General features: G+C 50.3%; 21 protein-coding genes. 2 read left to right on the forward strand and 19 right to left on the reverse strand.

Annotated elements, in window-relative coordinates:
• Positions 1 to 85 precede the first annotated feature (85 nt).
• The 11 genes from HY795_07315 to HY795_07365 form a co-directional block, all read right to left on the reverse strand.
• Positions 86 to 1,342: a carbonic anhydrase gene (locus HY795_07315; GenBank protein MBI4805028.1), complete on the reverse strand. Its 1,257-nt coding sequence runs from the start codon at positions 1,340 to 1,342 to the stop codon at positions 86 to 88.
• A 134-nt stretch (positions 1,343 to 1,476) separates the two neighbouring features.
• Entirely contained in the window at positions 1,477 to 1,989 is a 513-nt protein-coding gene (locus tag HY795_07320) for a chemotaxis protein CheW (protein ID MBI4805029.1), read from the reverse strand.
• Positions 1,983 to 4,013 (reverse strand): HAMP domain-containing protein, encoded by a 2,031-nt coding sequence (locus tag HY795_07325; GenBank protein ID MBI4805030.1) that lies wholly within the window; start codon positions 4,011 to 4,013, stop codon positions 1,983 to 1,985. The genes HY795_07320 and HY795_07325 overlap by 7 nt, the downstream gene beginning before the upstream one ends.
• Positions 4,014 to 4,071: 58 nt before the next feature.
• On the reverse strand, positions 4,072 to 4,644 hold the full coding sequence (locus HY795_07330; GenBank protein ID MBI4805031.1) for a TetR/AcrR family transcriptional regulator: 573 nt from the start codon (positions 4,642 to 4,644) through the stop codon (positions 4,072 to 4,074).
• 610 nt (positions 4,645 to 5,254) lie between these two features.
• Positions 5,255 to 6,430: a site-specific integrase gene (locus HY795_07335; protein ID MBI4805032.1), complete on the reverse strand. Its 1,176-nt coding sequence runs from the start codon at positions 6,428 to 6,430 to the stop codon at positions 5,255 to 5,257.
• Positions 6,431 to 6,520: 90 nt separating this feature from the next.
• Positions 6,521 to 6,736: a hypothetical protein gene (locus HY795_07340; GenBank protein MBI4805033.1), complete on the reverse strand. Its 216-nt coding sequence runs from the start codon at positions 6,734 to 6,736 to the stop codon at positions 6,521 to 6,523.
• A 54-nt stretch (positions 6,737 to 6,790) separates the two neighbouring features.
• Positions 6,791 to 7,348, reverse strand: a complete 558-nt coding sequence (locus HY795_07345) for a tyrosine-type recombinase/integrase (GenBank protein MBI4805034.1) — start codon at positions 7,346 to 7,348, stop codon at positions 6,791 to 6,793.
• Between the two features lie 356 nt (positions 7,349 to 7,704).
• Positions 7,705 to 8,088 (reverse strand): hypothetical protein, encoded by a 384-nt coding sequence (locus HY795_07350; protein MBI4805035.1) that lies wholly within the window; start codon positions 8,086 to 8,088, stop codon positions 7,705 to 7,707.
• 916 nt (positions 8,089 to 9,004) lie between these two features.
• Positions 9,005 to 9,418: a hypothetical protein gene (locus HY795_07355; protein ID MBI4805036.1), complete on the reverse strand. Its 414-nt coding sequence runs from the start codon at positions 9,416 to 9,418 to the stop codon at positions 9,005 to 9,007.
• A 263-nt stretch (positions 9,419 to 9,681) separates the two neighbouring features.
• Entirely contained in the window at positions 9,682 to 11,619 is a 1,938-nt protein-coding gene (locus HY795_07360) for a DUF927 domain-containing protein (protein MBI4805037.1), read from the reverse strand.
• Positions 11,616 to 12,557, reverse strand: coding sequence for a DNA photolyase (locus tag HY795_07365; GenBank protein MBI4805038.1), 942 nt, complete (start codon positions 12,555 to 12,557; stop codon positions 11,616 to 11,618). Before HY795_07365 ends, HY795_07360 begins: the two co-directional genes overlap by 4 nt.
• Before the next feature lie 472 nt (positions 12,558 to 13,029).
• On the opposite strand from HY795_07365, the gene HY795_07370 reads away from it, so the two are divergent.
• A complete protein-coding gene (locus tag HY795_07370; GenBank protein ID MBI4805039.1) occupies positions 13,030 to 13,203 on the forward strand; it encodes a hypothetical protein in 174 nt (57 codons plus the stop codon).
• Between the two features lie 198 nt (positions 13,204 to 13,401).
• Here the strand turns inward: HY795_07370 and HY795_07375 are convergent, their stop codons facing one another.
• The 7 genes from HY795_07375 to HY795_07405 all read right to left on the reverse strand — a co-directional run bounded on the left by HY795_07375 (position 13,402) and on the right by HY795_07405 (position 20,428).
• The gene (locus HY795_07375) at positions 13,402 to 13,620 is read right to left on the reverse strand and encodes a hypothetical protein (protein MBI4805040.1); all 219 of its coding nucleotides are present in this window, start codon (positions 13,618 to 13,620) and stop codon (positions 13,402 to 13,404) included.
• A gap of 5 nt (positions 13,621 to 13,625) precedes the next feature.
• Entirely contained in the window at positions 13,626 to 14,009 is a 384-nt protein-coding gene (locus HY795_07380; protein ID MBI4805041.1) for a hypothetical protein, read from the reverse strand.
• A gap of 479 nt (positions 14,010 to 14,488) precedes the next feature.
• The gene (locus HY795_07385) at positions 14,489 to 15,430 is read right to left on the reverse strand and encodes a DNA photolyase (GenBank protein ID MBI4805042.1); all 942 of its coding nucleotides are present in this window, start codon (positions 15,428 to 15,430) and stop codon (positions 14,489 to 14,491) included.
• 80 nt (positions 15,431 to 15,510) lie between these two features.
• Positions 15,511 to 16,818: a hypothetical protein gene (locus HY795_07390; GenBank protein MBI4805043.1), complete on the reverse strand. Its 1,308-nt coding sequence runs from the start codon at positions 16,816 to 16,818 to the stop codon at positions 15,511 to 15,513.
• Between the two features lie 49 nt (positions 16,819 to 16,867).
• Positions 16,868 to 17,710, reverse strand: coding sequence for a hypothetical protein (locus HY795_07395; protein MBI4805044.1), 843 nt, complete (start codon positions 17,708 to 17,710; stop codon positions 16,868 to 16,870).
• 54 nt (positions 17,711 to 17,764) lie between these two features.
• Positions 17,765 to 19,189: a hypothetical protein gene (locus HY795_07400; protein MBI4805045.1), complete on the reverse strand. Its 1,425-nt coding sequence runs from the start codon at positions 19,187 to 19,189 to the stop codon at positions 17,765 to 17,767.
• A gap of 282 nt (positions 19,190 to 19,471) precedes the next feature.
• Positions 19,472 to 20,428: a hypothetical protein gene (locus tag HY795_07405; GenBank protein ID MBI4805046.1), complete on the reverse strand. Its 957-nt coding sequence runs from the start codon at positions 20,426 to 20,428 to the stop codon at positions 19,472 to 19,474.
• A 947-nt stretch (positions 20,429 to 21,375) separates the two neighbouring features.
• On the opposite strand from HY795_07405, the gene HY795_07410 reads away from it, so the two are divergent.
• Entirely contained in the window at positions 21,376 to 24,645 is a 3,270-nt protein-coding gene (locus HY795_07410; GenBank protein ID MBI4805047.1) for an N-6 DNA methylase, read from the forward strand.
• Positions 24,646 to 25,148: 503 nt separating this feature from the next.
• Here HY795_07410 and HY795_07415 read toward each other — a convergent pair.
• Positions 25,149 to 25,688, reverse strand: a complete 540-nt coding sequence (locus HY795_07415; protein ID MBI4805048.1) for a hypothetical protein — start codon at positions 25,686 to 25,688, stop codon at positions 25,149 to 25,151.
• Positions 25,689 to 25,862 lie beyond the last annotated feature (174 nt).

Here is a 25,862-nt window from a genome sequence, read left to right on the forward strand (position 1 = left end):
GTGTTTGTTGGGGCTGATTTTTAACGATCGGTGAACAAGACTATGCTGCATGCCGTTCATCCTGGGAGTATACAGTTCAAGAAACTTACCCGCCCATACGTTTTATGTCGTTACTGAGGTGATCAAATGCTTTTCGCACCTTGCCTCTGAGAGCTTCCTGTTGGGAACCAAGACTCCCAAGTTTCCAAAACAACAAACTAAAGCAAATGATGCTCAGAACGACAAGTGACCCGAGCGTCCAGAACATCCAATTGGCCGACGATTCGAACGAGGCGAACCTTGTTTCAATTCCTGCCTTGAGATTCTTCAAGTCAGAGGAGAGAGCCTTACTCGTTTCTGAACCTGTATCGCCAGTGCTTACCTTCCCGGGATTAGTCATACTCTTCAACTGTGCTGCCAGCGAATCAATCTTGTCCTTGACATCTTTCAATTCCGAGGCAGCTTCAGCCGTCTTAGAGTCAAGCTTGGTCGCAAGTTCTCTAACCTTTGGAGCCAGCGACTGATCCTCGGAAGACACCGTTGGCTTGTTCTCTGTTGGCTTCTCAGCAACATGACTGCTCTGTTCATACATAGCCCCGATAGCTCTGTCCGGAGAAGCTTCCACTTCTTTCAGGATCGCCGGTACTTTTTCGGCGGGCAGCCAGTTAACTTTTCCAGTGTCCATGTCATAGATCGCACCTACGACCTTTGCCTTGCCATTTTTTACAAGGTCACGGACTGCCGGACTTTTGAGAAATAAATTCCTAACCACTTCCCAAACGTTCGTCTCGATGGCCCGTTTGATAAGGGAATCGTCTTTAAGGTCTGGGTGCTCAGCGATGGCACGGTGAACAGCAGGAATAATTGAAGACACCAGTGGTGGGATATTGCGCTCCAAGGGATGGCCATGACCGGTAACTTCTTGAGTAACGGCTGTAACCGCTCCGCATTGGGTATGGCCCAGAACGACCAGCACTGGGGTATTCACATGGCACAACCCATATTCCGCGGTACCGATCTCATCCGTATTGGCCACGTTTCCAGCCACCCGTATCACGAAGAGATCCATTATTCCTGTATCGAATACAATCTCTGGCGGCACTCGTGAGTCTGAGCAGGACAAAACGGTGGCTAAGGCATGCTTTCCCTGACTTTCCGTACTCGCCTGCATGATACGTTTTGAATCCATGTGAGGATGCTTGCTTTTTCCAAGTACGAATCGACTGTTCCCCTCGTTGAGCCACGCAATAATTTTATCAGGTGGCGGCTTGCCAGAGGTATCGCTGGGACTAGCAAGTGATGCGTTGCTGGAGAAAACCATCATACAAATCACTATAAAAAGGGTAGCCGGTATTGATTTCATATGCTCTCCGATGATTATCTTCGGAACAAAGCCTTTTTACCCTCAACACACTTCCCCTGAACATTCCAAAGGAATAGTTGCTCAATCATTTTGGCTATGTGATCTAAACGTTGTGTAACTTCCCCAGATTATGATCACGCCGCAGCCTGCCCACCCGAGTCTGATGCAGCTATCTCTGCAAGCTCGACCTCATTAAAGATCTTATTGATGTCGAGAATGATTATAAAGCCATCAGCATGCCTTCCGATACCTCTTATAAAGTCTGTCTGGACAGAAGTACCCATCTTGGGGGCTGGCTCAATATCATTAGGTTCGATGTCCATAACTTCTTTAACAGAGTCTGCAAGAGCTCCAAGGACGACCTCATCTCCAGCGAGTCGGACTTCAACAATGATTATACAAGTATCAACCGTGTGCTCCGTCTCTGACATCCCGAACTTAAGCCGCATGTCTACAACGGGTACAGCCCGCCCTCTCAGGTTGATTACGCCCCTGATGTACTCGGGAGTACGGGGCATCTTGGTGATGGTGGTGTACTCCAGGACTTCCCGGACGGACGAGATATCCAGCGCGAATACCTCATCCGCAAGGGTGAAGGTCAAGAATTGGTTTGTGGTGTCACTCACGGGCGCCTCCTTCGCTAGAATTTTTCGAAATCAGCGTCGTGCGTTTCCTCAGCCAGATCTAGGACCACTCCGCCCTTGGGAGAGACCGGACGCTTCAGCGTGGTTTTGGGCCTGGGTGTTGACGGACCGGCCGGAAGGGCTTTGGGAGCTTGGCGGCGCATGCCGTGGGTTCCCTTTAGCCTGAAGAAGCTCACTGTGGAGAGCAGTTGTTCGGCTTGGCTGGAGAGTTCCTCCGAGGTGGAGGCCATCTCTTCCGACGCCGAGGCGTTCTGCTGGATGACTTGGTCGAGTTGCTGAATTGCCTTGTTAATCTGGTCGGCTCCAGCGTTTTGCTCGCGCGAGGCGGCCGATATTTCCTGGACCAACTCGGCGGTCTTCTTGATGTCCGGAACGATGGCCGTGAGCATGACACCGGCTTTTTCTGCAACAGCCACGGAGTCTGAGGAGAGAGCAGAGATTTCCGCTGCAGCGTGCCCGGAACGTTCGGCCAGTTTGCGCACTTCGGCTGCCACAACCGCGAAGCCCTTGCCGTGCTCTCCGGCCCGGGCCGCCTCGATAGCGGCGTTCAAAGCCAGGAGGTTGGTCTGGCGAGCGATCTCCTCGATGATGGAGATCTTTTCGGCGATCTGCTTCATGGCTCCCACGGTCTGGGCCACGGCCTGACCGCCTTCCTCGGCGTCCTTTGCGGCCTTCAGAGCCATGGACTCGGTCTGCACAGAGTTGTCCGCGTTCTGCTGGATGTTTGAGGCCATCTCTTCCATGGAAGAGGAGACTTCCTCGACGCTGGCTGCTTGTTCTGAAGCCCCCTGGGAGAGCGATTCCGAGGTAGCCGAGAGCTGCTGCGAGCCTGAGGCCACGTTATTGGCCCCTTCTACTACCTCGCCCATCACTTCGTTCAGGCGGCTAGTCATCTCTCGAAGAGCATCCGCCAGCATACCAATCTCGTCCTTCTGGTTCACGTCCAACTCGAGCGTCATGTCTCCCTCGGACATCTTTTGCGCGAAGGTGACTCCCTGGATTACCGGACCTGTGATGCCCTTGGTGATGAATACGGCCACGACAATACCGATGATGAGCGCGATCACCAAGCCGATTGCCATGACGGTTGAAGAAGTGGACAGGCTTTTTGAAGCCTCATGGGTGAGTTCCTCTGTGGTCTTCACACCATAGGTAGATGTTTCCTCCGCTGCCTTGAGGACAGCATCGGCGGCAGCACCGCGCTTTTTGCCAATCTCTTCCATGAGCATGTAGTTCTTCAGGAAAGCTGTCATAGCCTCTTTGTAGCCGTCGGCCGCTTTCTTTATGTCGTCTAGTTCCCGAAGGTCGGCATCTATCTTTGTTAGCGTGCGAATCTTGGTTAACTTGGTGTCGATCTCTTCAAAATGCTTCAACGCCTCCTGCATAATGGCGGGGCTGCGCAGGGCTTGCGATTTGAAGTTGGCAACGCGAATATTGCCTCCGGTTTCCATAACATCCGCCATCGTGGATACTTTATCCAATCGTTCTTTGAGTCTAGCGGGCTCAAGTTTCCCATCGATCTCCTTGGCGAACTTATCCTGCTGGGTATCCATGTACCCCATACCGTGCTTGACGAACGCTTGGGCTGTGCTGTCCATCATCTTCCGTTCTTCATCCATCGCCTTTTCAATGTCGTGCGTCTGCGTTGCAAGGCGTTTGTACTCGGATACAGCCGCACTAGCTTTGTCTGCATTTTCCCGAAGTTTAACGAGCTTGGGATACTTCTGCGCAAGATCTCGTGCCCGCGCCAAGTCTTTCTCTACATCAGCCAAGCTTTTCTCAGACTGTGCCCAGAAAGCCTCCTGACCGGTAAATGCATACCCGCGCATGGCATACATTGTATGGAGAGAATCCCGCTCTACATCATTGGCGATGGCCACTTCAGGTGCTATTTCTTGGGCAAGGCGTTCCGCCTGAGTACCTACGGAGAGCATGTTCACCATGGCCATGCCACCTAGCAGGGCTGCTATGAGTATAAGAATGCCGAATCCCAGGCCGATCTTCATGCCAAGCTTCAGGTTTTTCATTACCTGCTCCTCTGTTTAATCCTTCAATTATGCTAACCGCAGCAAACCCCATGGGTCGTTAACAAACCATTCTGGCTTCAATGGATTCAACAAGCTGACGTCTAAGGATTCTGATATCAGAGCCTTCTCCCACAAGAACCGATACACCCCTTAAGGTTGCCCAAATTAAAGCAGCGAATTCCTTGGGGTCTATGTCTTTAAAGCGTCCAGAGCTGACACCTTCCTGAAGGCAAGTCACCATTAGAGCAAGATATCTATCTCTTACTAAAGCCAAATCTGCGCTAGGAAATTCTTTCAAATCCAATGAAAAAAACGGATCTAGCCGTGATACATATATTATTTTTTCAATATTGCTTTCTGCGTAGTCAAAGTATGAGTTTAAAAATTTAATTATTGACTCACAATCACCACCAGAACCAATAGCAATTGTAGCATTATCAAAGAGTTCGTAAAACACACTCCTTGCTGCAACAAATAGAAGGTTATTCTTTGTTTTGAAATGATACATTACTGTCCCAGCAGCAATGCCAGCTTTCTCTGAAATGTCGTTAATGCTGACATTAGCAATCCCTTTGTTTGCACAAAGCTTAATTGCACAACTAACAATCTTTCCAATGGTCTCTTTAGGCACGACCTTCCCCCACGTAAAATTCGACTGAATATTCATTCAATCAGATGCCAGTTTTTTAAAATTTTGCAATAGGAATAATGAATTTTCTTACTTAGCATTCTTTGTGAAACCGACGACACAAACATCATTGGTCCAAAGACTCTGGCAAACCTTTGTAGCCGAGTTCGAGGGCATCCCCCCGTCCTGTTCAAGCCTCAAACGTATCCGCCTATTCTTTACTCCCACCTTACCCTTTCGTTCGGGGTAAATAAAAGGGGACCAGACCGCACACCGGCCTGATCCCCCTTCGCTCAAACGCAATTACACAAGCATTTCATCAATAAGCTGGAACCTCGACATCTTCTCTCTTTCGGCGCGCCCCCCATGAACATTAATGAACTCTTTCCACCACCTGAGGCCATAGCTACGCGACTCATCTCCAGCGACATAGCCCTCAAATTCCATGTTGCACTTGGGACAAAGAATAACTTCGCTGTCGTCGTCAAAGTGTCCCGTGAACTCTCGTAAACAATCCATACATTGACTAGTTTCGCCATATCTCACCATGACAGTTCTCCTCATCAAAAATAGGGGCAGGAATCCCTTTACAAGACTCCTGCCCCGGTTCATGTTAAACGGCAATCAAGCTGGGCAACTTGCTAACAGCCCGTTCTTTCTCACCTTCCAAGTAGTGATAGTAGACATCGGCGGTCATCTTCACTGTCGAGTGACCCATCAGCTTCGACACCGCCGCCAAGTCTGCTCCATTCGCCAACATCGTCGTCGCGAAGAGATGGCGTAGGTCATACATCCTGACATCCACGGTGATTCCAGCCTTCACGCAGGCCTTGTTGAAGCTCTTCCGGATCGTCGTCACCGGCTTCCCGTCATATTCAACGATGTACCCAGACCTTGAAAACCTCCTCATCTCTCGAAGGCGATCCAGAAATGCCGCCGTTACCGGGACAGTCCGATAGGTCTGCGTTTTGGTAGCGAAAATCCGCACCGTGCCAGCGCCGAAATCCACATTTTCATAGCGCAGTGCGAAAAGCTCCGAAGGACCAGGCCGAGTCCCGAGGTTAAAGCAGACCTCCATGGCCCACCGGACATGAGGTTCAGCGCACTCCATGATCCGGCGCAGGTCATCAACGCCGACCTGGACGTCCCGAGGTTTCTCCTTGGCTTTCTTCCGACCCTTCATCGGGTTCCTGGCAATGAGTTCCATCTCGATGCCGAAGTTGAATATCGCGTCGAGGTAGTCGCAGTAGCGATTGACGCAGGACTGGGACCGTGGCCTTTTCGTCTGATGACTGATCCCTTGCATCTCCTTGATGAACGGGACGATGTCCTTCAGGTACGTCATGCCCTCGACCAGGGTGTCACGACCAAGGATGTCGAAGAACATGCTATTGAGCAGGTTCTCGAGGTTGGCGATGTGCTTCGGCGTCCGACCCGACACCCGAAGGTGATCCAGGTACATCATCGACAACTGACCAAAGGTGACCCCCTTGGCAGGGATGACGACAGCAGCCACCGTCGCTACCGACGTCGCCAGCGGCATTTCAGCCTGGATTTCTCCAGGCCTAGTCCCCGGCTCATCCTGGTGCGCAACCGGGTCCGCCCCCGGCTCAGTGACCTGCGCCTCCTGAACAGGCACATTCAGATTCGCTTTCGCTTCCTGAATCGCAAGATCAAACGCCTCAGCCTGGAGACGGGCCACTTCGCCCCTACCGAAGGACTTGTCCCGCCTCTTACCTTCTTCGTGCCAATAGACCATGAACCGTCCATCGCGTTGATAGACGCCCATTTGAGCACCCTCCGTTGGTGGTGATTGCAGATGACTATTGAAGAGAAAGGGACGACCAGATCGATCGCCCCGGAATCGGATAACTAGACCTTACACATCAAGACAGAACTTGATCGTCAAACTATGGCCTCCGAGAAGCAGTTCAGAATAATGTCCGTCTTCACTAGATTCGAACGGATAGTCATGTTCTTCATTCATCTTAACCAGAATCTGAAGATTCGGAATCATGCACAACAAACGCAACATATTCTCGATATTAGAGGCGTGCTGCAAAGTTTCCAACGATGTATAGCGGTTAGTACTCATGGCGATTCTCCTGATAATGAAAAGGGCCATTTCTGACCCTGCTAAAGTGTTTGATCACAATGCGTTGAGGAGGATTTCTTCCACCTCTTCATCCTGCACCCCAAGATACCTTCGCGTTATCGAGGGGCTACTGTGATTGAGCCTCTTGGCCAACAACTCCCATGAAACGCCAAATGTTTTGCGTTGATGGTAACACCACGTCTTTCGCAATGTATGTGCTCCAAAGTTGCCTTGAAGATTGATCTCGTCGCACCAGCGCTGTACCATCATCGTGACAGCATACGTGGTCAGCGGATAATTCTTCCCCTTGCGACTCTTGAACAGGAAATGCTCATCTTCGAGTTTCGAAGTTGCAAGGTGCTCAGTGAGAGCATACTTGATTTCCTTGTTCATTATGAAGATGTTCTCTTTGCCAGTTTTCTTTTCCTTGAGGCAGACGCGGTCGCCAATTTTGCAATACTTCACGTCTGATACTTTCAAGGCCAATATATCTTGGACCCTGAGCCCAGAGTTCACCCCCATGGTAAAGAGTAGCCGGTTACGCGGCTGATCCGCCAAGAGCTTCTTGATGCTCTTGATGTTCTTGAGGTCGATAATGGGCTCAACTTTCATGAGCACCTCCTTTGCAACGTTGTTTTTCGCTTCCAAACCCAACTAAATCGTAGATTCAAAACAGGGGTTGGCTGGGACCGTCCAGCTAAGCCTGGAGTATCCCGTTGCAATACAACACCTTATGCCGTAACGCGCCTCCAATGTACGATTCTATCTATTATCGTTCTTTCCTCCGTTGTAGAGTTGTCACATTATACCAATGATATCTGTATTACTTTGTGCATTCTGCCAGAAAATCGGAGTGACCATTCTGAAGGCTGCGAATCAGAAGTTATGTTGCACGGAGGAGAGAAGGCAGGATTCAAACAGAAGAAAATGCCACCTCTCTAGAGCATGGCATTCGTAGATGGTTGATTTCAGATCACCGTCAGGATGATCCGATTGTCTTCGACAGTGACGGCGAACTCGTCGCCTTCATTGACGTCGAGGCTTCCCAGATCAAGCTTGTTGACGTTGATCCGCACCTCGCCCTTCTTGTTGACGTAGGGACGTGCAGAACTCTTGAGATAGAGTCCTTTGACGTCGTAAAACTGCCTGTCCTGGCTGATGAGCTTGAGGACGAAGTGCTTCAGAGTCGGCTTGTGCGTAATGTTCATCTTTTCCATGATGGACTTCGCGTCGAGACCTTCCCTGATGCACTCCCTGAGAAGCGAAGCATTGTACTTCGACTCAGGGCGCTTCTTTTCGCCCACGCCATCGAACTCTTCACCCTCAATGGGCTGAACCTTATTCGCTGACATATTGCCTCCTTTGTTTTAGGCGGTGGTATAAGAATCTAATATCTATATGATATGACTCGAATAATGTCATAGGGAGGAAGAAGCTTTCCCGTTGCGACAGGCGGAAACGTTCGTTGGGCCGAGGATCGCTCCTACGGGGTTTTCGGGTCCGGGGCAGGGTCAACCCTGGGGAAGCCCCAGAAAGAGCAGGAGGCTGGAGATTTGGAGGAGTGTCTGTGGAGCTGGTGGCGTGGACGGAGATTGAAGCAACTGCGCCGAGGCAATCTGGACAAGAAGCTCTTTGTCACTTTTGCTTGCTACGACTTACTAGAACTATTTCACTGGATACTTTTCGTCCACATTTGCCTTGTGATAAGCCTTATATTCAACATAAGGCTGATATTTCCAGTCAACAATAAACAAGATAGATACAAAGAGACGGAGAGGACAAACCCCTCCGTGCTGAAACGGGGTCAGATTGATCTTTTAATGACAACGATTAGGGCTTGCTTCAGTATTTCCCTCGCAAGCTTTGATTCAATGAGAACCATGACGACTCTCAAAACCATAGTGCCTCCTTTTCGTCAGTTGTCCTGTTCTCCATCGCATTCCTGTAAAGAACAAAGCCCTTGACTCCGAAAAGCCAAGGGCCTTGCTCAGCCACCGTACGATACCCTCTAATATCTCTATGAACGCGACTCAAAATGACATCGTATTTGTCATTGACATCGTCGCAATTCAAAATAGATATACAGAATTTGCAGGCGCAGACGCGACATAATTGTTATTTTGTTAAGCGAGGCAAAACTTTCGACGATGTCGATGACTCAAATACTGGCGACCTGGGAGGACATCTTTCGCTTTATGTTATCAAAATGCCTCAAATCTCGCAGACCACGAATCTTTCAACCCAGCTGCAGGACACCCGCTAGCTGCGTCACATATCCTCAACTGGCTCAGGACAGTAATAGCTCGAACACGTTGAAGCACATTGTTTGGCGTCGGCAATAACAAAACCCATGACAGAGCAACGCATCCCATCAGACCCTGTTTCGAAATCTTCATCAGGCTGACAGAAATCACAGTCCGAGCAGGACCTGTCATTCGGAACCATATTTGGCGCAGACGACTGAACATTACTGGCCTGATCAACTTGGACACGATTCATTTGAAGCTCATCACCACTGGCAAGAGCCATACTGTTTGCATAATAATCTTTATGAAACGAATTGACACTTTCTATGTCGTCATCGCAAGAGACACCTGACTCGGCATTGACCACTTCAATGTCGAATGGGCAGAACGTCTCTAGGTCAAGTCCTAAACCTTTTAGGAAGTTCAAGAAGACCATGTCGCTTTCTCCTTCGCATAGTTATTATTCAAAAGCTTCATCTCCATAGAACTGGAATCGCCAGCGGCTTCGACGTTCCAAATACCCAACAAAAATCTGCCACCACCGTCGCTATTTATATTATAATGATATCATAATAATAATTATATATAATAAATATATTTTAGTTATTTGGAACGTACAATAAGAATAAGAATTACATGTACACATTGAACAGTCACAGGAGCAGGGTGGCTGGGATGCAAAAATTTGGAACGTACAAGTTATTTAGGACTGGTCCTTCCCCGTCCGTCCCAAAAGGATTTGGCACTGAAGCAGTACATTGGCACTATTACGTTCTTCGACTCGCCAGCAGTTTTAGGGATGACGACCTTTCGCTGATACCCTTTGGACCAGTCATCGGTGATGAGCCAGCCTTTGTCCTTCCAGAGACGGACCACTTCTAAGGCTTTAAATCCATTCTTTCTAAGTATATCATCCAGAATCGTTTTCGTTAACCCTGCGAATGTCCATTCTCCATCGTCAGTCACGTCGCAATACGCTCCATGCATGTCACCAGACCAAGGGATATTTTGACGCGCCTCGGCTGGTAAATACACTCGATTCTGATTACTGCTAATCCATTCCTCTACGCACCCAAACGCCTGAGAAGCAATATCTGCAGATTTTGCTTCATTCATTGCCCTGGACCAGACTGAATCGAGTAGGTTTCGTACTGGCGTGCTCCGTTTCAGTTCAGGTAGAGCCGCATGGATGACTGCAATCGCAGTAGCGACAGCGGCAAAGTATTCACCAAGTCGCATTTCAACAGGCGTCAAACCCGGCGATTTCGTAAGAAGCTCATTCGCTTCGGCATACGCTTCCTTCCAGAGAGGCCATTGGTCCCGATGGTCCAGGATGAACTGAACCATGCGAGGTCCAGCATGGCCGAAGTGGTCAGTGACCCCTGTCTTGGTCCTGGTGACAACAGCTTTGCTCTCAGCGTCTGTCCTGAGGAAAGGGTTGCCCCAAAGGTCGATGATCCTGCCCCTGGCACCACCGTCTGTACTCAGGTCCAGGCTTGGCGTCTCTCCAGTTGAGAAGAGGATGGTCCTGAACGGTTGCACCCGTTCAGAGCCACGGAGGGTCGCTCGGCCCTTATCCATGCCGGATGCGATCATGTAGATGGTGTCAGTGACGAGGTCACTGCCGTACTTGTTCTTTTTGTTCTGCAATCTAGCTAGTTTGGTTTCGTCCAGGAACAACGGCAGTCCATTAAGTAGAGCCGCCATCCTACCGATCCTGTTGTCAGTCCCGTTCCATGTGTTGATGAATGAACCCGCATGGAACGAAGGATTCCCCCATGCCGATGCCGCCAGCATCAGCGCGGTGGTTTTCCCTGAGGAGCTTGGAGCGCAGAGTTCGAGGGTGAAATTGTCCACCCCCAGGATCGGAAGCAATGGCGCGGCCAAGGACGTGTACAGCGCAAAGGCGACGTCAGCGTACTCCAGGGCTTCATTGACGATGGAGGCCCAGGCGGCGAAGCTTCCCTTCTGAGCAAAGCCATTGGCAAATTGCTCATCTCCCTGGTCAGCACCCTTGAAACGAACCACCGGGGCCTGGCCGGGAAGTTTACTGGCGGAAGTCCCACTCAAGTACGAGTGCCCCCAGAGGAACCCCGCCATGTCCTCGGTCCAACCCAGGCGGCCGTCCACAAACGTCTTCGGGATGTTGCCACTGTTAACCCGATCATATTCTTGAAGATACTCGATGATTCCATTTGCGTTAATGCTCGTGACGGGGAAGTTGTAATTTGCCAATCCGACAATGCTGGTCTTGCTTGCGATGACTCCGCGTTCAATTTGATGCTGATGCCACCTCCCGTCGCGCATCCAGGCCAATGTGACATAATGCAACCCCGTAGACCTGTTCTCCGAACATTCGCTAATCACGATTGGGCATGGTGAAAGCCGTATCCCGCCTGCATCAGTCGATTTCACAAGGCTCAGGTCCTTCGCAAACAGATACCGATGCGGCAATTCAGACGCATTTGATACTGGCGCATTGGGGATACGCTGTTGAATGTTAATCGTCTTAAGATCTGTATCTTGAGCGACTGCGCTCTTACTGCTTGTATTGACGGTTTGATTAGTATTCATTTCGGATTTCCTTTGAAGAAGGGCCACCAATTTTTCACTTGATGGCCCTCTTTTAACGCTCACCGCTTCAGCCAGATCACTGCTGCGTCATTGACACTGTATCCGTCACCATCAGAGTAAACCAAAATCTTGAGCTGATCCAAGCAACCCCTGGAGATGGCGGCATTGGTTGCGGTATTGATCAAGTCTTCAACGTACAATTGATGAAAGTGAGATGACCGGATCATATCGAATTCGTGAGCATGCAATCCATACCCTTTCTGTTGAAGCGCCTTGGCGCAGTTGACGATCCCAGGCCCTCGCGCATTCAAAGGTTCAGTCCAAATCGTTTCAGGTTTTGCAGCCAAAACAGAATCGAGCATGCATTCGTAGTCTGATTGCGACGTGCCAATACCAGGCAGAACTGGACATATCATTCCGTAGGTTCGAATGCCCATGTCCCGAGCCAGATGCAGTGCTTGCAAGCGTTCGGTGATGCTGGAGGCATTCGGCTCGATGATCTTCGCGAGGTGCTCATTGTGAACCGGAGCAGTAATGCTCAAACCAACCATCACCCTATTGCGATATTTCGATATCAGGTCAAAATCATACGCGATAGAAGCGCTCTTCGTGAGAATCCGTACGGAGCAGGCGCTCTTGGACAAAATCGTCGACAAAAGATGACGCCCAAGATCGTGCGCTCGTGCCTCTGGAGCCCAGCAATCCGTAAGCGTGCTCATCATCACGACATCGTTACTATCAAGCTTCATGCTCTGGCGTTGAACACGCAAATGTGTCCACAAGTCGACAATAGCCGTTCCGCTTTCAAGGGCAGCAAAAGACGTGATCTTGTTCTCCTTGAAAAATCTATGCGTTCTTATCAGCGACGGTGTTGAACAATACTTGCACGCATGACCGCAAATCAGTCCGCAATTTACAGCATGTGTGGCCAATTGCTTTTTTGCAAACTCATTCGAAAGAGTGATTCCGATGTTCCTTTGGCATGTTAAGACGTTACTCATTAGCACCCCCATTGATTATTGTTTCCTGACACTGGCCGACGCAATTGATCCTTGCGACCAGATTTCAGCACTCTAATGGGGTTATATCTTTATTGCTTTGCTCCGTTAGAACATCAGCGAGGGGTGAGGCCGATGAGGTGCTCGGTGCCTGAATGAGTCTGAGGGAGCGGACCAGGGGCAACCCTGACCTCGGAGACATTGGCGGAAACGAGTTACCACCTGCCCCCTGGAAATGAAGGGGCGGTGCGAAAAATGCCGGGGTTTGACTTTGTGCGTTCCCACACGGGGACAGGGCCGCGCAGGACATTCGGTGATCACTCCCACCTTGGCTCAAATTGAAACGCGGCGAATTCATACCAATTCCAGATGAATTGCGTGAGATTCATCCCTGACCGACACGATCCAGCCTCCCTAAATCATGTACGATTTATGCCAGATGATTCCTAACGGCGATTCTGATACGCATGAGGGCATGGAATGGTTCATCATCGGCGGCGGCGTATTGGTCGCCATCGCCGTCGGAGTTGTCATTTTCGGCGGCAAATCCAGGGGAAACGGATCAGTCCCTGGCCGATTCGATTTCGACAGCTACAAGGATCGCGAGTTTCCTCAGCGAGGATTACTCGATAAGGCGAAATGGCGGTGAATGATCAGGCCCTGTCAGATGTGAACCACAGCGAGCGGGACGGGAAGCCCTAGGTGACGAAGGGGGCAGGGTTGATTCCCGCCCCCCTGGTTCTCTTTCAGGCAGGGTCTACGTCTTTCCTTGGGCTGGCGTCAGGCAAGATGCCCACTGAGCAGGGGCGGCGATTCGGTCATGTGGTGGAACTATCCCTGGAACATGTCAGTGGTTCTTGAGAACACGCTCCAGGGTTTCCCGGAACTGCACCGACAGGTTCAGCCCGATTTCAGAACAGCCCCTGACCAGTGAAGCTCCTCCGAAAGCATCCGGGGCAACAGCCCCCATCACCAGAAATAGTTGCTCAATGGGCCGAAAGTGCTCAATGAGGGCATCCAACTGATCCAGGTGGTCCGGCTTCCCCGGCTCCCTTTCTTCTTCCAGTGTGCTCACAGGTCCTCCGGAAGACACAAGGTCAGAACAGGCTCGCCACGATCGCCAGGGCCAACATGGAGGACGCACCGGACCTTTTCGTGCTTCCCTGGCTTCATCAGAAACAGCACTTCGAAGTAGGCGCGATCCTGCTGGAGCCCCTTCCGGGCTGAAAGAGCCGCAAGGGTCATCAAGTCGTGCAGTCGTCCAGACAGAGACTGTCCCTCCCCTTCCAATCCAGGTGGAGGGGTGACGTAGCGATTGAACAGGTTGTCGCCAATGGCAAAGGGTAGCTTGAACCCGTATCCTTTCGCCTCGGCGGTGACGTCGACCAAGACCCCATCCTCTATTGCCTGTGCGCGGGTGTAACTGAATATGGTGGGCCAGGATTCGTCAGGCATGGTAGTTCCTTCTAGTTTTCGCTTTCTGGTTCTACAGGTACGCCTTCAAACAAAAGCACTTGAGCGACATGACAATCCTATTGATCTTCTTGTCAGAGAAGTCCTCGGCAAGGATTATGCGCAAATTTGACAATGCGATGGTGCTGGCATCCGGCAAAGACGTTTTTATCGCCATGATGACTCGGTTGATGGTTTTGATGGAGAAGTCCTCTGACAGAATTGTTCTGACGTCGGCGACTTGAACATTTTCAGCGTGCATAGAGTGCATATACATCCATCCTTTCTCATGTTGAAGATTATTGGGAGAGAAGTGGAGGATAGCCTGGGGTAGGCGGGTCGGTCACGGGCGGGGGAGAGATTGCGGGGATAGGGCGGGCCAGGGACCGGGTAAGGCTCTCACTTCCTCGTCCTGAAAAGCAAAGGGAGGGGTTTCCCCCTCCCGTCAATTACCCTTTTCGGTGGCTGCGAAGCGGGATGGCTCAGCGCTTGAGCCAGATCACCGCCTCATCGTTGCAACAGTATCCACTCCCGTCGCTGTAGACGAGAATTTTGAGTTTGTTGAGGCATCCAAGGTCTCGTGCGACGTTCGTAGCTGTATCGATCAAGTCGTCTACGTAGAGCTGATGCAACTCGCGGCTCCGAATTTCATCCACCCGGTAGGATTCTGCTCCCCAACCTCCAGCCGCCAACGCATCCCGGCACTGGATGAGTCCGTCTCCCCAAGGGTTCACGGGTTCCAACCAAATCGTCTCAGGTTCAAACTCCAAGGTGGTCTCCATCATCTCATGGATGTCCTTGTAGCTCGAAGCGATGCCGGGCAGCAGAGGGCAAAGCATCCCATAGCTCCGCAGCCCAAGCTTCTTCGCCTGTCGATACACGTCCAGCCGTTCAGATATCTTGGAGGCATTTGGCTCCAGGAGGGCCACCACCTCCTCCTTGGACGCGGGGGCGGTGACGCTCAATCCTAGCATTATCCGGTCCTTATGTTCCTCGAACAGATCAAGGTCCTTCGCGACCGCCGCATTCTTGGTCAAGATGCGAAGGCTCGCTTGGGAATGCTCAAGCACCGCCTGAGCGCAGGACCGGCCAAGGCCATGCACCTGGGCCTCCGGTGAATACGCGTCCGTAGTCGTCGCCAGCATCACGATATCACCTTGCTTGAGCCTGACGGCATCTTTGGCTGCACGCGCCGGAGTTGACGGGTCAACAACAGCAGCGCCGGATTGGAGCGCCTGGAACGATGTCATTCCCATGTCTTTGAACACTTTGTTGTAACGCAAGACAGCCGGTGTACTACAATATTTGCAACTATGCCCGCAAAGGAGCCCCACATTCATTCCGTGGGAAGCCAATTGCTTTTTCTGAAATTCATGGCTTTCCTTTATGGTAACTGTTCGCGTGACTTCGATTATATTGCTCATGTTATCTCCACCTTCAATTTTGACAGGAAATTTGAACATAAAATGATCGTTGCTCTCTTTGGAACTATCCACCCGAACTTCTATCGCAGGTGCGCCGGAAAATTTATCGACTGAATTTCTTGAGCCATGTAAAGGTCAAGTTTAGCCTCGTCGCGTTTTCCGACAAACCACCGATGCCAATACCACGTACGCTCTAGGGACAATGCAATGCTGGACTTCATGTGAGGAGAAAATGCTTTTGGATACAGTTTTTCAATGTCATCGAATATGCGATTGATGCGCCCGGCTAGATTAGTGTGGCTTGTCGCCGCATGCAGTTCACCCACAAGATCGTACTGGCCAATGACCATTTCAAAAAACTTATCCAGCTCAAGATTACTAAACACGTTCAAGGGGCTCAACGACGCCGAACTCTCCAAACGTAGACCCTTGCGCCGACGATCTATTTCCGACAGCATAAAACTCGCATGATTGTCATCAACAGCGATACTACGCAACACATCTTCAGGAGCCTCTAACAAAGAAGGAAAGATCTTAAACTCTTCACCAAACATGCAATACAAAGGGACATCGGCGTTCATTCTAACGGTATGCACAGGGTTAATTGAATCATATGTCATGACAACGCCACCCTTGCCGCTGAGATATTCGTTAAATAACTTTTCCAAAAACGTAATATAGAATCTGTCATTCTTTGTGTACACGCCAAGAAAATGCATCCTGAAACCAGCATCACAAAATGAACTTTGAATATGCTTATTCAGGACATAATAACTTATCCCCGTAAACGGAGCGAACTGAATCCTTGCCGCCTCTTTAATGCCAACCAGACCGCCTACAGCATGATTACGGACCAGGCCACCTAGCCCATGGTTGGCATACAAATGCTTCCAAATGACAAACTGTTCTCGCATCTTGAAGTGCCAAACGAAAAAATATTTATCTTTCAAAGACTCACAGTTAGATATGACAAACTTCGACGAACATATTGATGAATTATTCGCCGCGAAAACGCTTTCTATCGTATTGAACTTTTCATGCTTAATGCTGAAGGGTATGTCTAGAGAAAATATATAATCAAACCTATCTCTTTCGCTCTCAAGGTATGATGAATAGCAATCAATCATCACCGGAAGATCTTTAGGCTCTTTGTCCCCGACTATGAAAGAATACCCTCCTGAATCAATTGCAATTTTTCCACCGACTGGCATCATATTCAATTCTTTGAATGTTTCGATATGATGGGCAGTGTTCGCTGTTGTGTGCAAACCAAAGTCCTTCTGCCTAAAACCTCCGATAAGCGATATCAGGGCCAATCCCGTTTGCTGAGTTATCGCCCTGTCGACGGCGTCGTTAGTGCCGCCTCCTGCCACATAAACGTATCGCACATGCTCTCCTTTAGCCGGGGAAGGGGGAGGCTCCCCCCTCCCCCTGTTGCTAGCGAATACTGCCCTCGTACAGGCATTCGTAAGTTGTGAGGTGGTCGATCAGACTCGCTCGCGACGAGGTCTTGAGCCAGAGCCCGTGTTCATTTCGAAACAAGCTCATCCGGAGGTCCAGTTGCCCAGCCAAGGCCAAAAAGTGCTGGCTGACGCACGCCAAGTCCGGCTTCTTATCCTCCAGGGCCGGGGTAGAGGCTTCATGGAGGGTGAACGGCGATTTTCCTTGCACCTGGACTTGCTCCAATTGACCTGCGCAGCACAGCAGCGTGACGTAACGGGACTTGCCAATGTAAGCCTTGAGGTCGGCGAGGTCGGCGGACCTGACCCCTCCCTTGGCCTGGCCCTGCAACTTGACCTCTTCCCCAATCCGGTGCTCGTCGGCGGGCACCGCCAAGGTAAAAGGCGGAGAGGGAGGAACCGCCTTCAACAGCCGCGCCTGCGTGTGGGCGTTGGCAAACACAAGCTCGTCACCCTGGTCAAAGATACTGACCTGCGCACCTCCCGCCACGGCAAGGAGCCTCCGAAGGTCCTCCTCTATGGCCTGGAACGCGAAGCTGACCCCCTGCCCCTGGCCAGTCTCCGAAACAGAGGGGCCTTTCTCCCCACCGACCGGCGAGAGGATTTTGCCCAGATCAATGTCCACCAAGAAACCATGGTGACCTATCGGTTGGCTCAGCCGCGAGTTCTGGACGTAAATCGGACGCGGGCAATGGAGCTTGACCACCTCGATGGCTAGGCGAACGAAGGCCTTGGCGCGTGCCGGTTGAAGGGTTATGAGTTGAGATCTCGCAGGCGCTGGGGCCTCCAACTCTGCCAAAACAGACGCGAGTTCGTTCATAGTTTTCTCCTTGTCAGGCGGAGCCCACACCGGGCCCCGCCTACATGTTCATCGTTAAGGGAGCCGCAGGCCAATACAGTTCCAGACCCTGCCGGAGTGGACACGGCCTTGAGTCTTACCTCGGGCTTTGAGCTGGTCGCTGAACTGGTGCAGGCTCACGGCCTTCACCCCAGCCCCTTTGGCCCATGCTGCGTAGTCCTCGAAAAGCAGGCGAATCGGGGTCTTCAGACTCGGGTCGTCGATGGTACGTTCCGAAAGGTACTCTCCGAGCTGGTCCTCCTGCTGGAGATACTCATCAGTCGCCTTGAGGACGACCTCAGGTGGGTTCAACCCCTGACTCTTCCAATCCGCGAAACCGCGGACCATCCAGGCGAAAATACCATCCCTTTCAGACTGGATCTTGCGTTCGATCTCCTCTTTCTTCACCTTGCCGTCGAACCGCTTTCTAAACGGCACAACCTGGATGCGGCGCTGGATGCCATGGTCGTTTCCGACAAGCCCGGGGAGATGGTTGACCGCCATGATGATCTTCGCCTGTGGCACAAACTGCACCGGGTTTTGACGAAGTGCCCGAGCGGAGATCTCGTCGGCGGCGACGATGGATTTGACCACAGCTTCATCTAAGGTAGCCTCTTGGTTCGTTTCGATTGCGAAGGCTGTCCGAATGGCTTCCAACAGCCGAAGGTCGCACCGGATGCCGTGATATTTTGAGTTAAGGATCGAGCCAGTTCCCAGGGTCAGCGCATACTCACCAGAGCCCAAGATATCCCGCAGGGCAGCCAGAAACCTGCTCTTTCCATTTGCTCCTCCACCGTAGAGAATAGGCATGACCTCTTCTTCGGTTGAGCCAGTGAGGCAGTAGCCGCACAAGCGCTGGAGATAGGCGGCCAATTCCTTGTCGTGGTCGGTAATGTCATCGATAAAACCATGCCAATAGGGACAAAGAGCCTCTGGGTTCCAGGAAACAGGGGCCAGTTTTGTTACTAACTGTGTAGGGGCGTGCGGTGCCAACTCCAGTGTTTCCAGGTTAAGCAACCCATTGAGAAGGTTGATCTCATACGGGTTGGCATCGAACTTGTTGGAGCGGACATGTACACGAGGGTCAAGCCGGACAAACTTCAAAACCTGCGCGATCATGCTCGGTGTCCTAAGCTTCGCCTGAAACTTGCGCATGGTTTCCTGTTCGACCGGTTGTCCGTCTTCGGTCACGTGGAGCATGCCGGGCACGAACTCACGGTGGACGCCAACGAGCACATCCAGGGCAGCTTTCTCGGCGAGGTTAGCCAGGGGGCTGTAACGCTGACCGTCATGCGTCCAGAGGGTTTGTAATTCTTGAATGAACCTAAGCTGATCGCCCTTAGCATCGACAACACGATCCGCAGCGCCTAGCGGGTCTAGAGCGCGTAGGACGATCTTACGGATACCGTGATTCGTGTCTTGGGTGGCCGACAATTCGGCAAAAACGGTTTCCCTTGCCATGCTATCCTCCTTCTCGTCCGGGCGATGCCGAGACGATGGGCGGACACTGACAGGGGTGAGGGAAAAAGGGACGATGCCCTTGAGGATGGGTAGGGGGGTTGGTGGCCTGAATGCTGGCGAAAGAATTAGCGGACGGGGATGGCCGGCCAAAGCACTTCTGAGTCGCTAGGGAGCAAATGTCACAAAAGTCACACCAGTAAAAATTATTTTAATTCAAGGCGTTAGCGGATTTCTGCAGCTTGCTGCCGCGACATTTTGAGCAACAAACTAATATCATTACAATTATTTCTTCAATGACGGATCAAGCTTGATGTATTCTTTATAATCATACCTATTAACGAGAGGGCAACCGCCACTGTCTTTACAAACACAGCCATCTATCTGCTTTTTGCCGCCTTCTCCAAATCTAAAATTCACAGGTGCAACTCCATGAAGCCTGGACTTGAGACGCTTTGCATCATCAGTATTGAGCTTTTCCAGTTTAACAAAAAGTGATAGCATTTGAGTGTGCAGCAATTTGCATCCATAACCCCATGTTTGACCTGCTATCAGTTTGATACTAGAGAATTTTTCGTCTTCGCGCTCTTTTCTGTTGGCACGCGCCCCAACCGTGTGCATTTTTTTTAAAAATGATTCCGTACTCAGATTTCGACACATTTCAATACTTTTCAGTGCAATTCCAATGCAATATCCGCCCTTAGCGAATTCTATTAAATTGTTCGATCGCCCTGAAGACATTTTTCCAAGAAGGTTGATGACGTATAATCTTAAAAGTGCCATATGTGCCGTGGCTGGCTTGTTTATTATACCGCCATGCTCTTTATGAGACAGTTTTAAAACCTTAATAAAAACATCGTGGCTTGCCCGCTTCAACTCCCATATGTTTTTTGGGCGAGGGACTATTTGATCTATCGCGTTCGCAATCTCTAGCGCCTCCGAGTACTTTTTTTCTAAATTCCTCTGTGACGTATAAAATATTTCGCGTAAATCTTTTCTATCTCTAGTGTAGCCATTCAGTATGTCAACTATTTTGACAGATAACCCAGCACTAATAAAACAATCCAATCTCAATATTATAATTTTGGAAAATTCTTCCATGGTTGCAGCATTTCCAGCTTCAAGTAAATCAAGATAGTTTACTGCCAATGCTGCATGATTCTGCTCTTCGGCCAACAGGGTTTCTGCCTCCAGCATGAGTTCATTCGAAATTTCAGCTATTGAATTATTATCATCGTTCATACCCACCTCTTGCGTAGGAAAACAAGCCACCAATATGGTGACATAGATGCACTACCAAGCAGACGCGTTAATGCTTTTGCTTAATGAAACACGTCCCTCTTGGAAAGGGAATGTCTACACGCAGCGTAAGTTCCTGCAAAAACGCACATTCCCCCATACATGCCCCCTCCTGGACGAAGGACTGTCCCAGGCCCAAACCCAAAGGGGCCGCAGGGAAAATCCCAGGAAGGGGCCTGCCCGCGCGAACCCGAGGGTCAGGGGAAGGTGACGGGGTGGGGAGGATCGGGACAGCTCTAGAGGGTCAAGGGTGCCGGGTGAAATCCCGTCGCAGTAGTGCTCGCTCCGGCTGCCCCTGAGTCAAACCCCGAGTCAATGCTCAGTCTAGCAGCCACGGAGGCGTGGCCCATGGGGATGGTATCCACCCTCAAGCTTGAATCTCTGGATTTTCCTGGAGATGCACTTGGGATGTCCGAATGTCCAAACAGGGGGCGACCCCTTGAAAATTTTCAAGCGACCCCACCTGGGGGTGATCAGGCTGGATTGATGGTGCGAAACATCGTACTGCTCCGCCGGGGCCGCCAACAAAGAACGTAGGCGCAGTGTTGGCGGGGCCAAAACACTAAGGGGTTACCCATTTCTGGATAACCCCTTGAAAAGTGTGGTGGAGCTGGACGGAATCGAACCGACGACCTCTTGAATGCCATGCCTCAAACCCTTCGAAACAAGCTGAAATTACTGAACAAAAAACAGCTTCGAATAACAATTTTAACCCAACTTTTGTCGAGCGAGCAACAGAAAGGTTCTTCCGTTGTTAGCCCTGCTCGGCAACCAAGCCGCCTATCGCCTTCGGCTCGTCTATCCCAAAGTAGCCCTTAACTCTCGAATCCTTTGCTGATAGGGAGTTTCAGGTCTTAAAACTGCAACCTCCATAAATGCTGGGAAAAACGATGCCGACTGAAAACGATATCGTGCTGGCAGCCCTTAAAGATTTCTCGGGCGAGGTTAAAACCCGTTTAACAGCTACAATCGTGGGTGAGCCGGAAGATCAACTGCGCGGTCCCTTTGAGCATTTTCTTGGTGACTCTCAGATCGTTTTTCGGCTTCAAGTAACACCTGTAGGGGAGGTTCTCCTGCCTCGATTGGGCAAACCCGATTACGCACTCCACGTTGATGGGGTTCTTGCTGGCTATGCCGAGCTAAAAGCGCCAGGGAAAGGGGCAAACCCTGACCGGTATCGAGGGCACGACAAAAGACAATGGGAGCGCTTTAAGGACCTCCCCAACATTCTCTACTCCGACGGAAACGAGTGGGCGCTCTACAGAAATGGAGAACGAATTGGCAATCTTATCCGATTTTCTGGCGATATCGTCACCGATGGTCGGGAGGCCGTTGCCCAGCAAGATGCGCAACAACTGACTGACCTTCTGCGGAACTTCCTCATGTGGGAGCCGCAGATGCCTTCCTCACCACGAGAATTGGCGTCAATCCTGGCACCTCTTTGCCGGATGCTCCGAGACGATGTCATCGAAGCCTTACATGAACCGGAATCCTCTTTACAGGATGTCGCCCAAGAGTGGCGGGTGCTGTTATTCCCTGATGCCGATGATAGGCGTTTTGCGGATGCATACGCCCAGACTGTCACCTTTTCTCTTCTGCTTGCCAAAAGTTATCAAGCAGATACGCTTTCTCTTGAAGATTCCATTGGTAAATTACGTGGAGGGAATGGGCTACTTGCCAAAGCCTTACAGGTTCTTTCATCCGATATCGCGCGTGGAGAAATCATCGCGCCCTTGTCAATGCTTCAACGAGTTATCGCGCGGATTCCGGATAGCGCCTTAAGCAGGGGCCGGCAGGATCCATGGTTATATTTTTATGAGGATTTTCTTGCTGAATATGATCCAAATCTCCGGAAAAATGCCGGAGCCTATTACACCCCAGTTGAAGTCGTTCGATGTCAAGTTCGATTGGTGGATTCGCTCTTATCCGAAAAATTGGGAAAACGTTTAGGATTTGCAGATCCCGAGGTTGTGACCCTTGATCCGGCAGTCGGTACAGGAACTTACCTGCTTGGCGTCGTCGAGCATGCGTTAGCGAAGATCGAAGCCGAAGAGGGGCCAGGAGCTGTCGCGCCTAGAGCCGAGTCATTGGCGAATAATATTTATGGATTTGAGTATCTTGTTGGGCCATATGCCGTTGCAGAATTACGACTTTCGCGGATGATCCATGATTATTCAGGACATCTCCCTCAAGGGGGGGTCCATGTATACCTGACGGACACCCTGGAATCTCCTTTTGCCGAGCCGCCTCAGCGGTTCCTCCTTTACAGAGAAATGGCGGAACAACATATCCACGCGCTTAAGGTGAAGGACGAGGTTCCGGTTATTGTTTGCATCGGAAATCCACCTTATGACAGGCACGATGCCAACGACCGAGCCGCGGGGGGATGGGTTCGCCATGGAGACAGTGGGACCGGCGCTCAACCTCCTATTTTAGACGCCTTTATCAGGCCCGCCAGTGAAGCGGGCCTGGGGGTTCACCTGAAGAACCTTTACAATTTATATGCTTACTTCTGGCGATGGGCTTTGTGGAAAATCTTTGAGTCCCGCACAGCTCAAGGTCCGGGCATTGTCTCATTTATCACTGCGTCGAGCTACCTGGACGGCCCGGCTTTTGCGGGGATGCGTAAGCATATCAGGGAGATTTGCGACGAGGTGTGGATAGTCGACCTGGGTGGCGATAACAGGGGAACAACACCAGAGGAGAACGTTTTTGATATCCAAACCCCTGTCGCTATTGCAATCGCAATCCGACAAAGAGAACCACGGCCTGACTTACCGGCATTAGTCCGATACACCAGGATTCGCGGAAGCCGAGAGGAAAAGCTAACCTCTTTGAATAGTTTCCAGCAGATAGACAGCATAATTTGGGAAGAATGCCCTTCCGGCTGGCTTGATTCTTTCAAACCGGCAGGAACTGGAGAATACTTTTCTTGGCCGCTTTTGACCGATTTGTTCCCGTGGCAACATACGGGCGTCCAGCTTAAGCGAACCTGGCCAATTGGACCGGATAAAGAAACACTGTCGAGAAGATGGTCCGCTCTTTGTTTGGCTGAGGACAAAGGGCAAGCATTGAGAGAAACTGGATTTCGTACGATTCATGGCAGTTACGCCCCTTTGTTCCCAAACCAAAGTCCCGGAGAGCCAATTGCGAATGTAAAGCCAAGTTCTGACGTTCCGCTACTGCGCAGATATGCCTACCGGTCTTTTGACCGCCAATGGGTTTTCGCGGATAGTAGGCTTGGAGATCGTCTTAGACCGCCGCTCTGGCTCACTTACGGGCCGCGACAACTTTTTCTTTCTTGCTTTACCAATCATCCCTTGGGAAATGGCCCCGCACTTACCTGTAGTGCCGAAGTGCCAGATATTCACCAATTCCGGGGGTCATATGGTGGCAAAGACATAATTCCGCTGTTTCTTGACAAGGAAGGCAGCAATTCCAATATATTGCCAGGAGTTTTTGATACTTTGGGCGCTTTCTTGAACTCAGATAGGCTTACCCCTGAGAACCTTGCCGCGTATTGTTACGCAATGATGGCTCATCCTGGATATACCGCGAGGTTTCGAAGGGAGCTTGAAAGGCGTGAACTTAGGGTGCCTATCACAAAAAATCCTGAATTATTTAATAAGGCTGTGAAAATTGGTCGAAAACTCATCTGGCTGCACACCTATGGTTCTCGGCTCGCTCCCGAAGGGGCCATGGCTCATATCCAATCTGGGCAGGCCAGAGTTGTACGGCCTATCCCGAGCAGTCCGTCGGAGTACCCTGAGGAATTCTCTTATGACGTCTCAAGTCTAGGGTTATCCATCAGCTCTGGGCTCATTGCCCCGGTCGCCCCTGAAATATGGGACTTCGACGTTTCGGGGTTGAAACCGCTTCACTCGTGGCTGAAATACAGGATGAAAGGTGGTGCAGGGCGTACTTCCTCTCCTCTTGACGATATTAGACCGCAGGCCTGGACGCCAGAGTTTACCCGAGAGCTCTTGGAATTGATCTGGGTGTTGGAGGAGACTACCGGTATGTATTCGGTGATGGATGACCTTCTTGCGGAAATCTTGGCAGGGGAGACATTCATTGCCTCCGAACTTCCCGCCGTTCCTGACGCTTCTCGACAACCGCCTGTAACCCGACCTGTCCAGCAACAGGGAGTCTTGGCATAAGCTTTGCCGAGAGGTGGTATATTATTAAAATATTATAAAAAATATTTTTGGAGTGGAAAAAGCCCAAGGAATATTTCCTAAAATCCTAAAAAGTCTTCGGGATGCCTGCCAGTTTTAGGAGTGGCACACACCCATGAAATAACCATGTAATAATACATGATAAGAACTTTTTTGGAGTCAAAAAGCACAGAAGGGGTGATATTACAACCCACTATCCTACCAACGGTCTTTGTTTTAAATCACTATATTTATTTAATAATTTGTCAGTTTATAGAGAAATTGTCTTAGTGAGGTTCCCCATATCGGCCCCCCTGGATCCTAAAAGACATACGTCGGGGGCGATCTGGAAGCATGTGCGCCCTTAAAGAGCTCGTTGGGGAATCAAATGAAGTTGGTCAATAGAGATAATTGGGCTTCCAGTTGCGGGCTCTGGTTTGAGGGGGGGGATGCCGTGAGGTATCCCCCTGAGCAGTTTTTGTTCGTAAAATCAGGCCGTTGAATATTCATACAAAATGCCGACCATGAAGAGCTGCGTAAAGTCGCGCCTGGAATGGATGAGTTTCTGAATATGCATTTTTTCCAAGAAGATTGTTCATAAACTTCAGTACATGACGAATACCTAGTTTAAAATCTTTTGATATCTGATATCTGAAGTAGAATGTTGATAAAAATATTTTATAAACATCTTCATCAAACAGATCCATAAACACTTTTTTGTATCTTCTTATGATTAATGACATCTTCAACTGCTTAAATTGCAATATTTTAAAAATATTTTTTGCGTCTATCGTGTTTAACAAATTCAAGGTGCCTGGACACGTTTTTTTGACCATCTCTCTCTTGAAGACCAACTCCAGACGAACAGCTACATGGCCGTTGATCTCCTTGAGATAGACCCGTCCTCCCTTGCTGCTCCCCTTACGAATATTGTTGAGGTAGTGAGTGGGGAAGGAAAGCTTGAGGTCGGCTCCCGCCTTTGGCAGAAAAGCCGAGCAGGTGATAAGGGTGAATAACTCTCCAGAATCTCTGCAGAATAAATCCACGGTGAATTCAATCTGATTGATTAGGTACCTACCTGCCAACACTTGGTCTAAATGACATAGGACGCTATGGTCTGGATGGAAAATACATATTAAGCAACCAAAATATCCTAGTTTAGAGAAAATAAATTCAAATCTAATTGTGTATGTTCTATTGTTCAGACGAAATGAAAATAT

The organism is Desulfovibrio sp., assembly GCA_016208105.1.
Lineage (GTDB): Bacteria > Desulfobacterota > Desulfovibrionia > Desulfovibrionales > Desulfovibrionaceae > Fundidesulfovibrio.

Excerpts from the sequence above, each read along its gene's own strand:
- HY795_07380 (MBI4805041.1), bottom strand. The coding sequence starts at position 14,009 with ATGCCTGACGAATCCTGGCCCACCATATTCAGTTACACCCGCGCACAG.
- HY795_07335 (MBI4805032.1), bottom strand. The coding sequence starts at position 6,430 with ATGGGCGTCTATCAACGCGATGGACGGTTCATGGTCTATTGGCACGAA.
- HY795_07350 (MBI4805035.1), bottom strand. The coding sequence starts at position 8,088 with ATGTCAGCGAATAAGGTTCAGCCCATTGAGGGTGAAGAGTTCGATGGC.
- HY795_07340 (MBI4805033.1), bottom strand. The coding sequence starts at position 6,736 with ATGAGTACTAACCGCTATACATCGTTGGAAACTTTGCAGCACGCCTCT.
- HY795_07385 (MBI4805042.1), bottom strand. The coding sequence starts at position 15,430 with ATGAGCAATATAATCGAAGTCACGCGAACAGTTACCATAAAGGAAAGC.
- HY795_07365 (MBI4805038.1), bottom strand. The coding sequence starts at position 12,557 with ATGAGTAACGTCTTAACATGCCAAAGGAACATCGGAATCACTCTTTCG.
- HY795_07325 (MBI4805030.1), bottom strand. The coding sequence starts at position 4,013 with ATGAAAAACCTGAAGCTTGGCATGAAGATCGGCCTGGGATTCGGCATT.
- HY795_07405 (MBI4805046.1), bottom strand. The coding sequence starts at position 20,428 with ATGAACGATGATAATAATTCAATAGCTGAAATTTCGAATGAACTCATG.
- HY795_07400 (MBI4805045.1), bottom strand. The coding sequence starts at position 19,189 with ATGGCAAGGGAAACCGTTTTTGCCGAATTGTCGGCCACCCAAGACACG.
- HY795_07315 (MBI4805028.1), bottom strand. The coding sequence starts at position 1,342 with ATGAAATCAATACCGGCTACCCTTTTTATAGTGATTTGTATGATGGTT.
- HY795_07395 (MBI4805044.1), bottom strand. The coding sequence starts at position 17,710 with ATGAACGAACTCGCGTCTGTTTTGGCAGAGTTGGAGGCCCCAGCGCCT.
- HY795_07410 (MBI4805047.1), top strand. The coding sequence starts at position 21,376 with ATGCCGACTGAAAACGATATCGTGCTGGCAGCCCTTAAAGATTTCTCG.
- HY795_07345 (MBI4805034.1), bottom strand. The coding sequence starts at position 7,348 with ATGAAAGTTGAGCCCATTATCGACCTCAAGAACATCAAGAGCATCAAG.
- HY795_07370 (MBI4805039.1), top strand. The coding sequence starts at position 13,030 with ATGGAATGGTTCATCATCGGCGGCGGCGTATTGGTCGCCATCGCCGTC.
- HY795_07355 (MBI4805036.1), bottom strand. The coding sequence starts at position 9,418 with ATGGTCTTCTTGAACTTCCTAAAAGGTTTAGGACTTGACCTAGAGACG.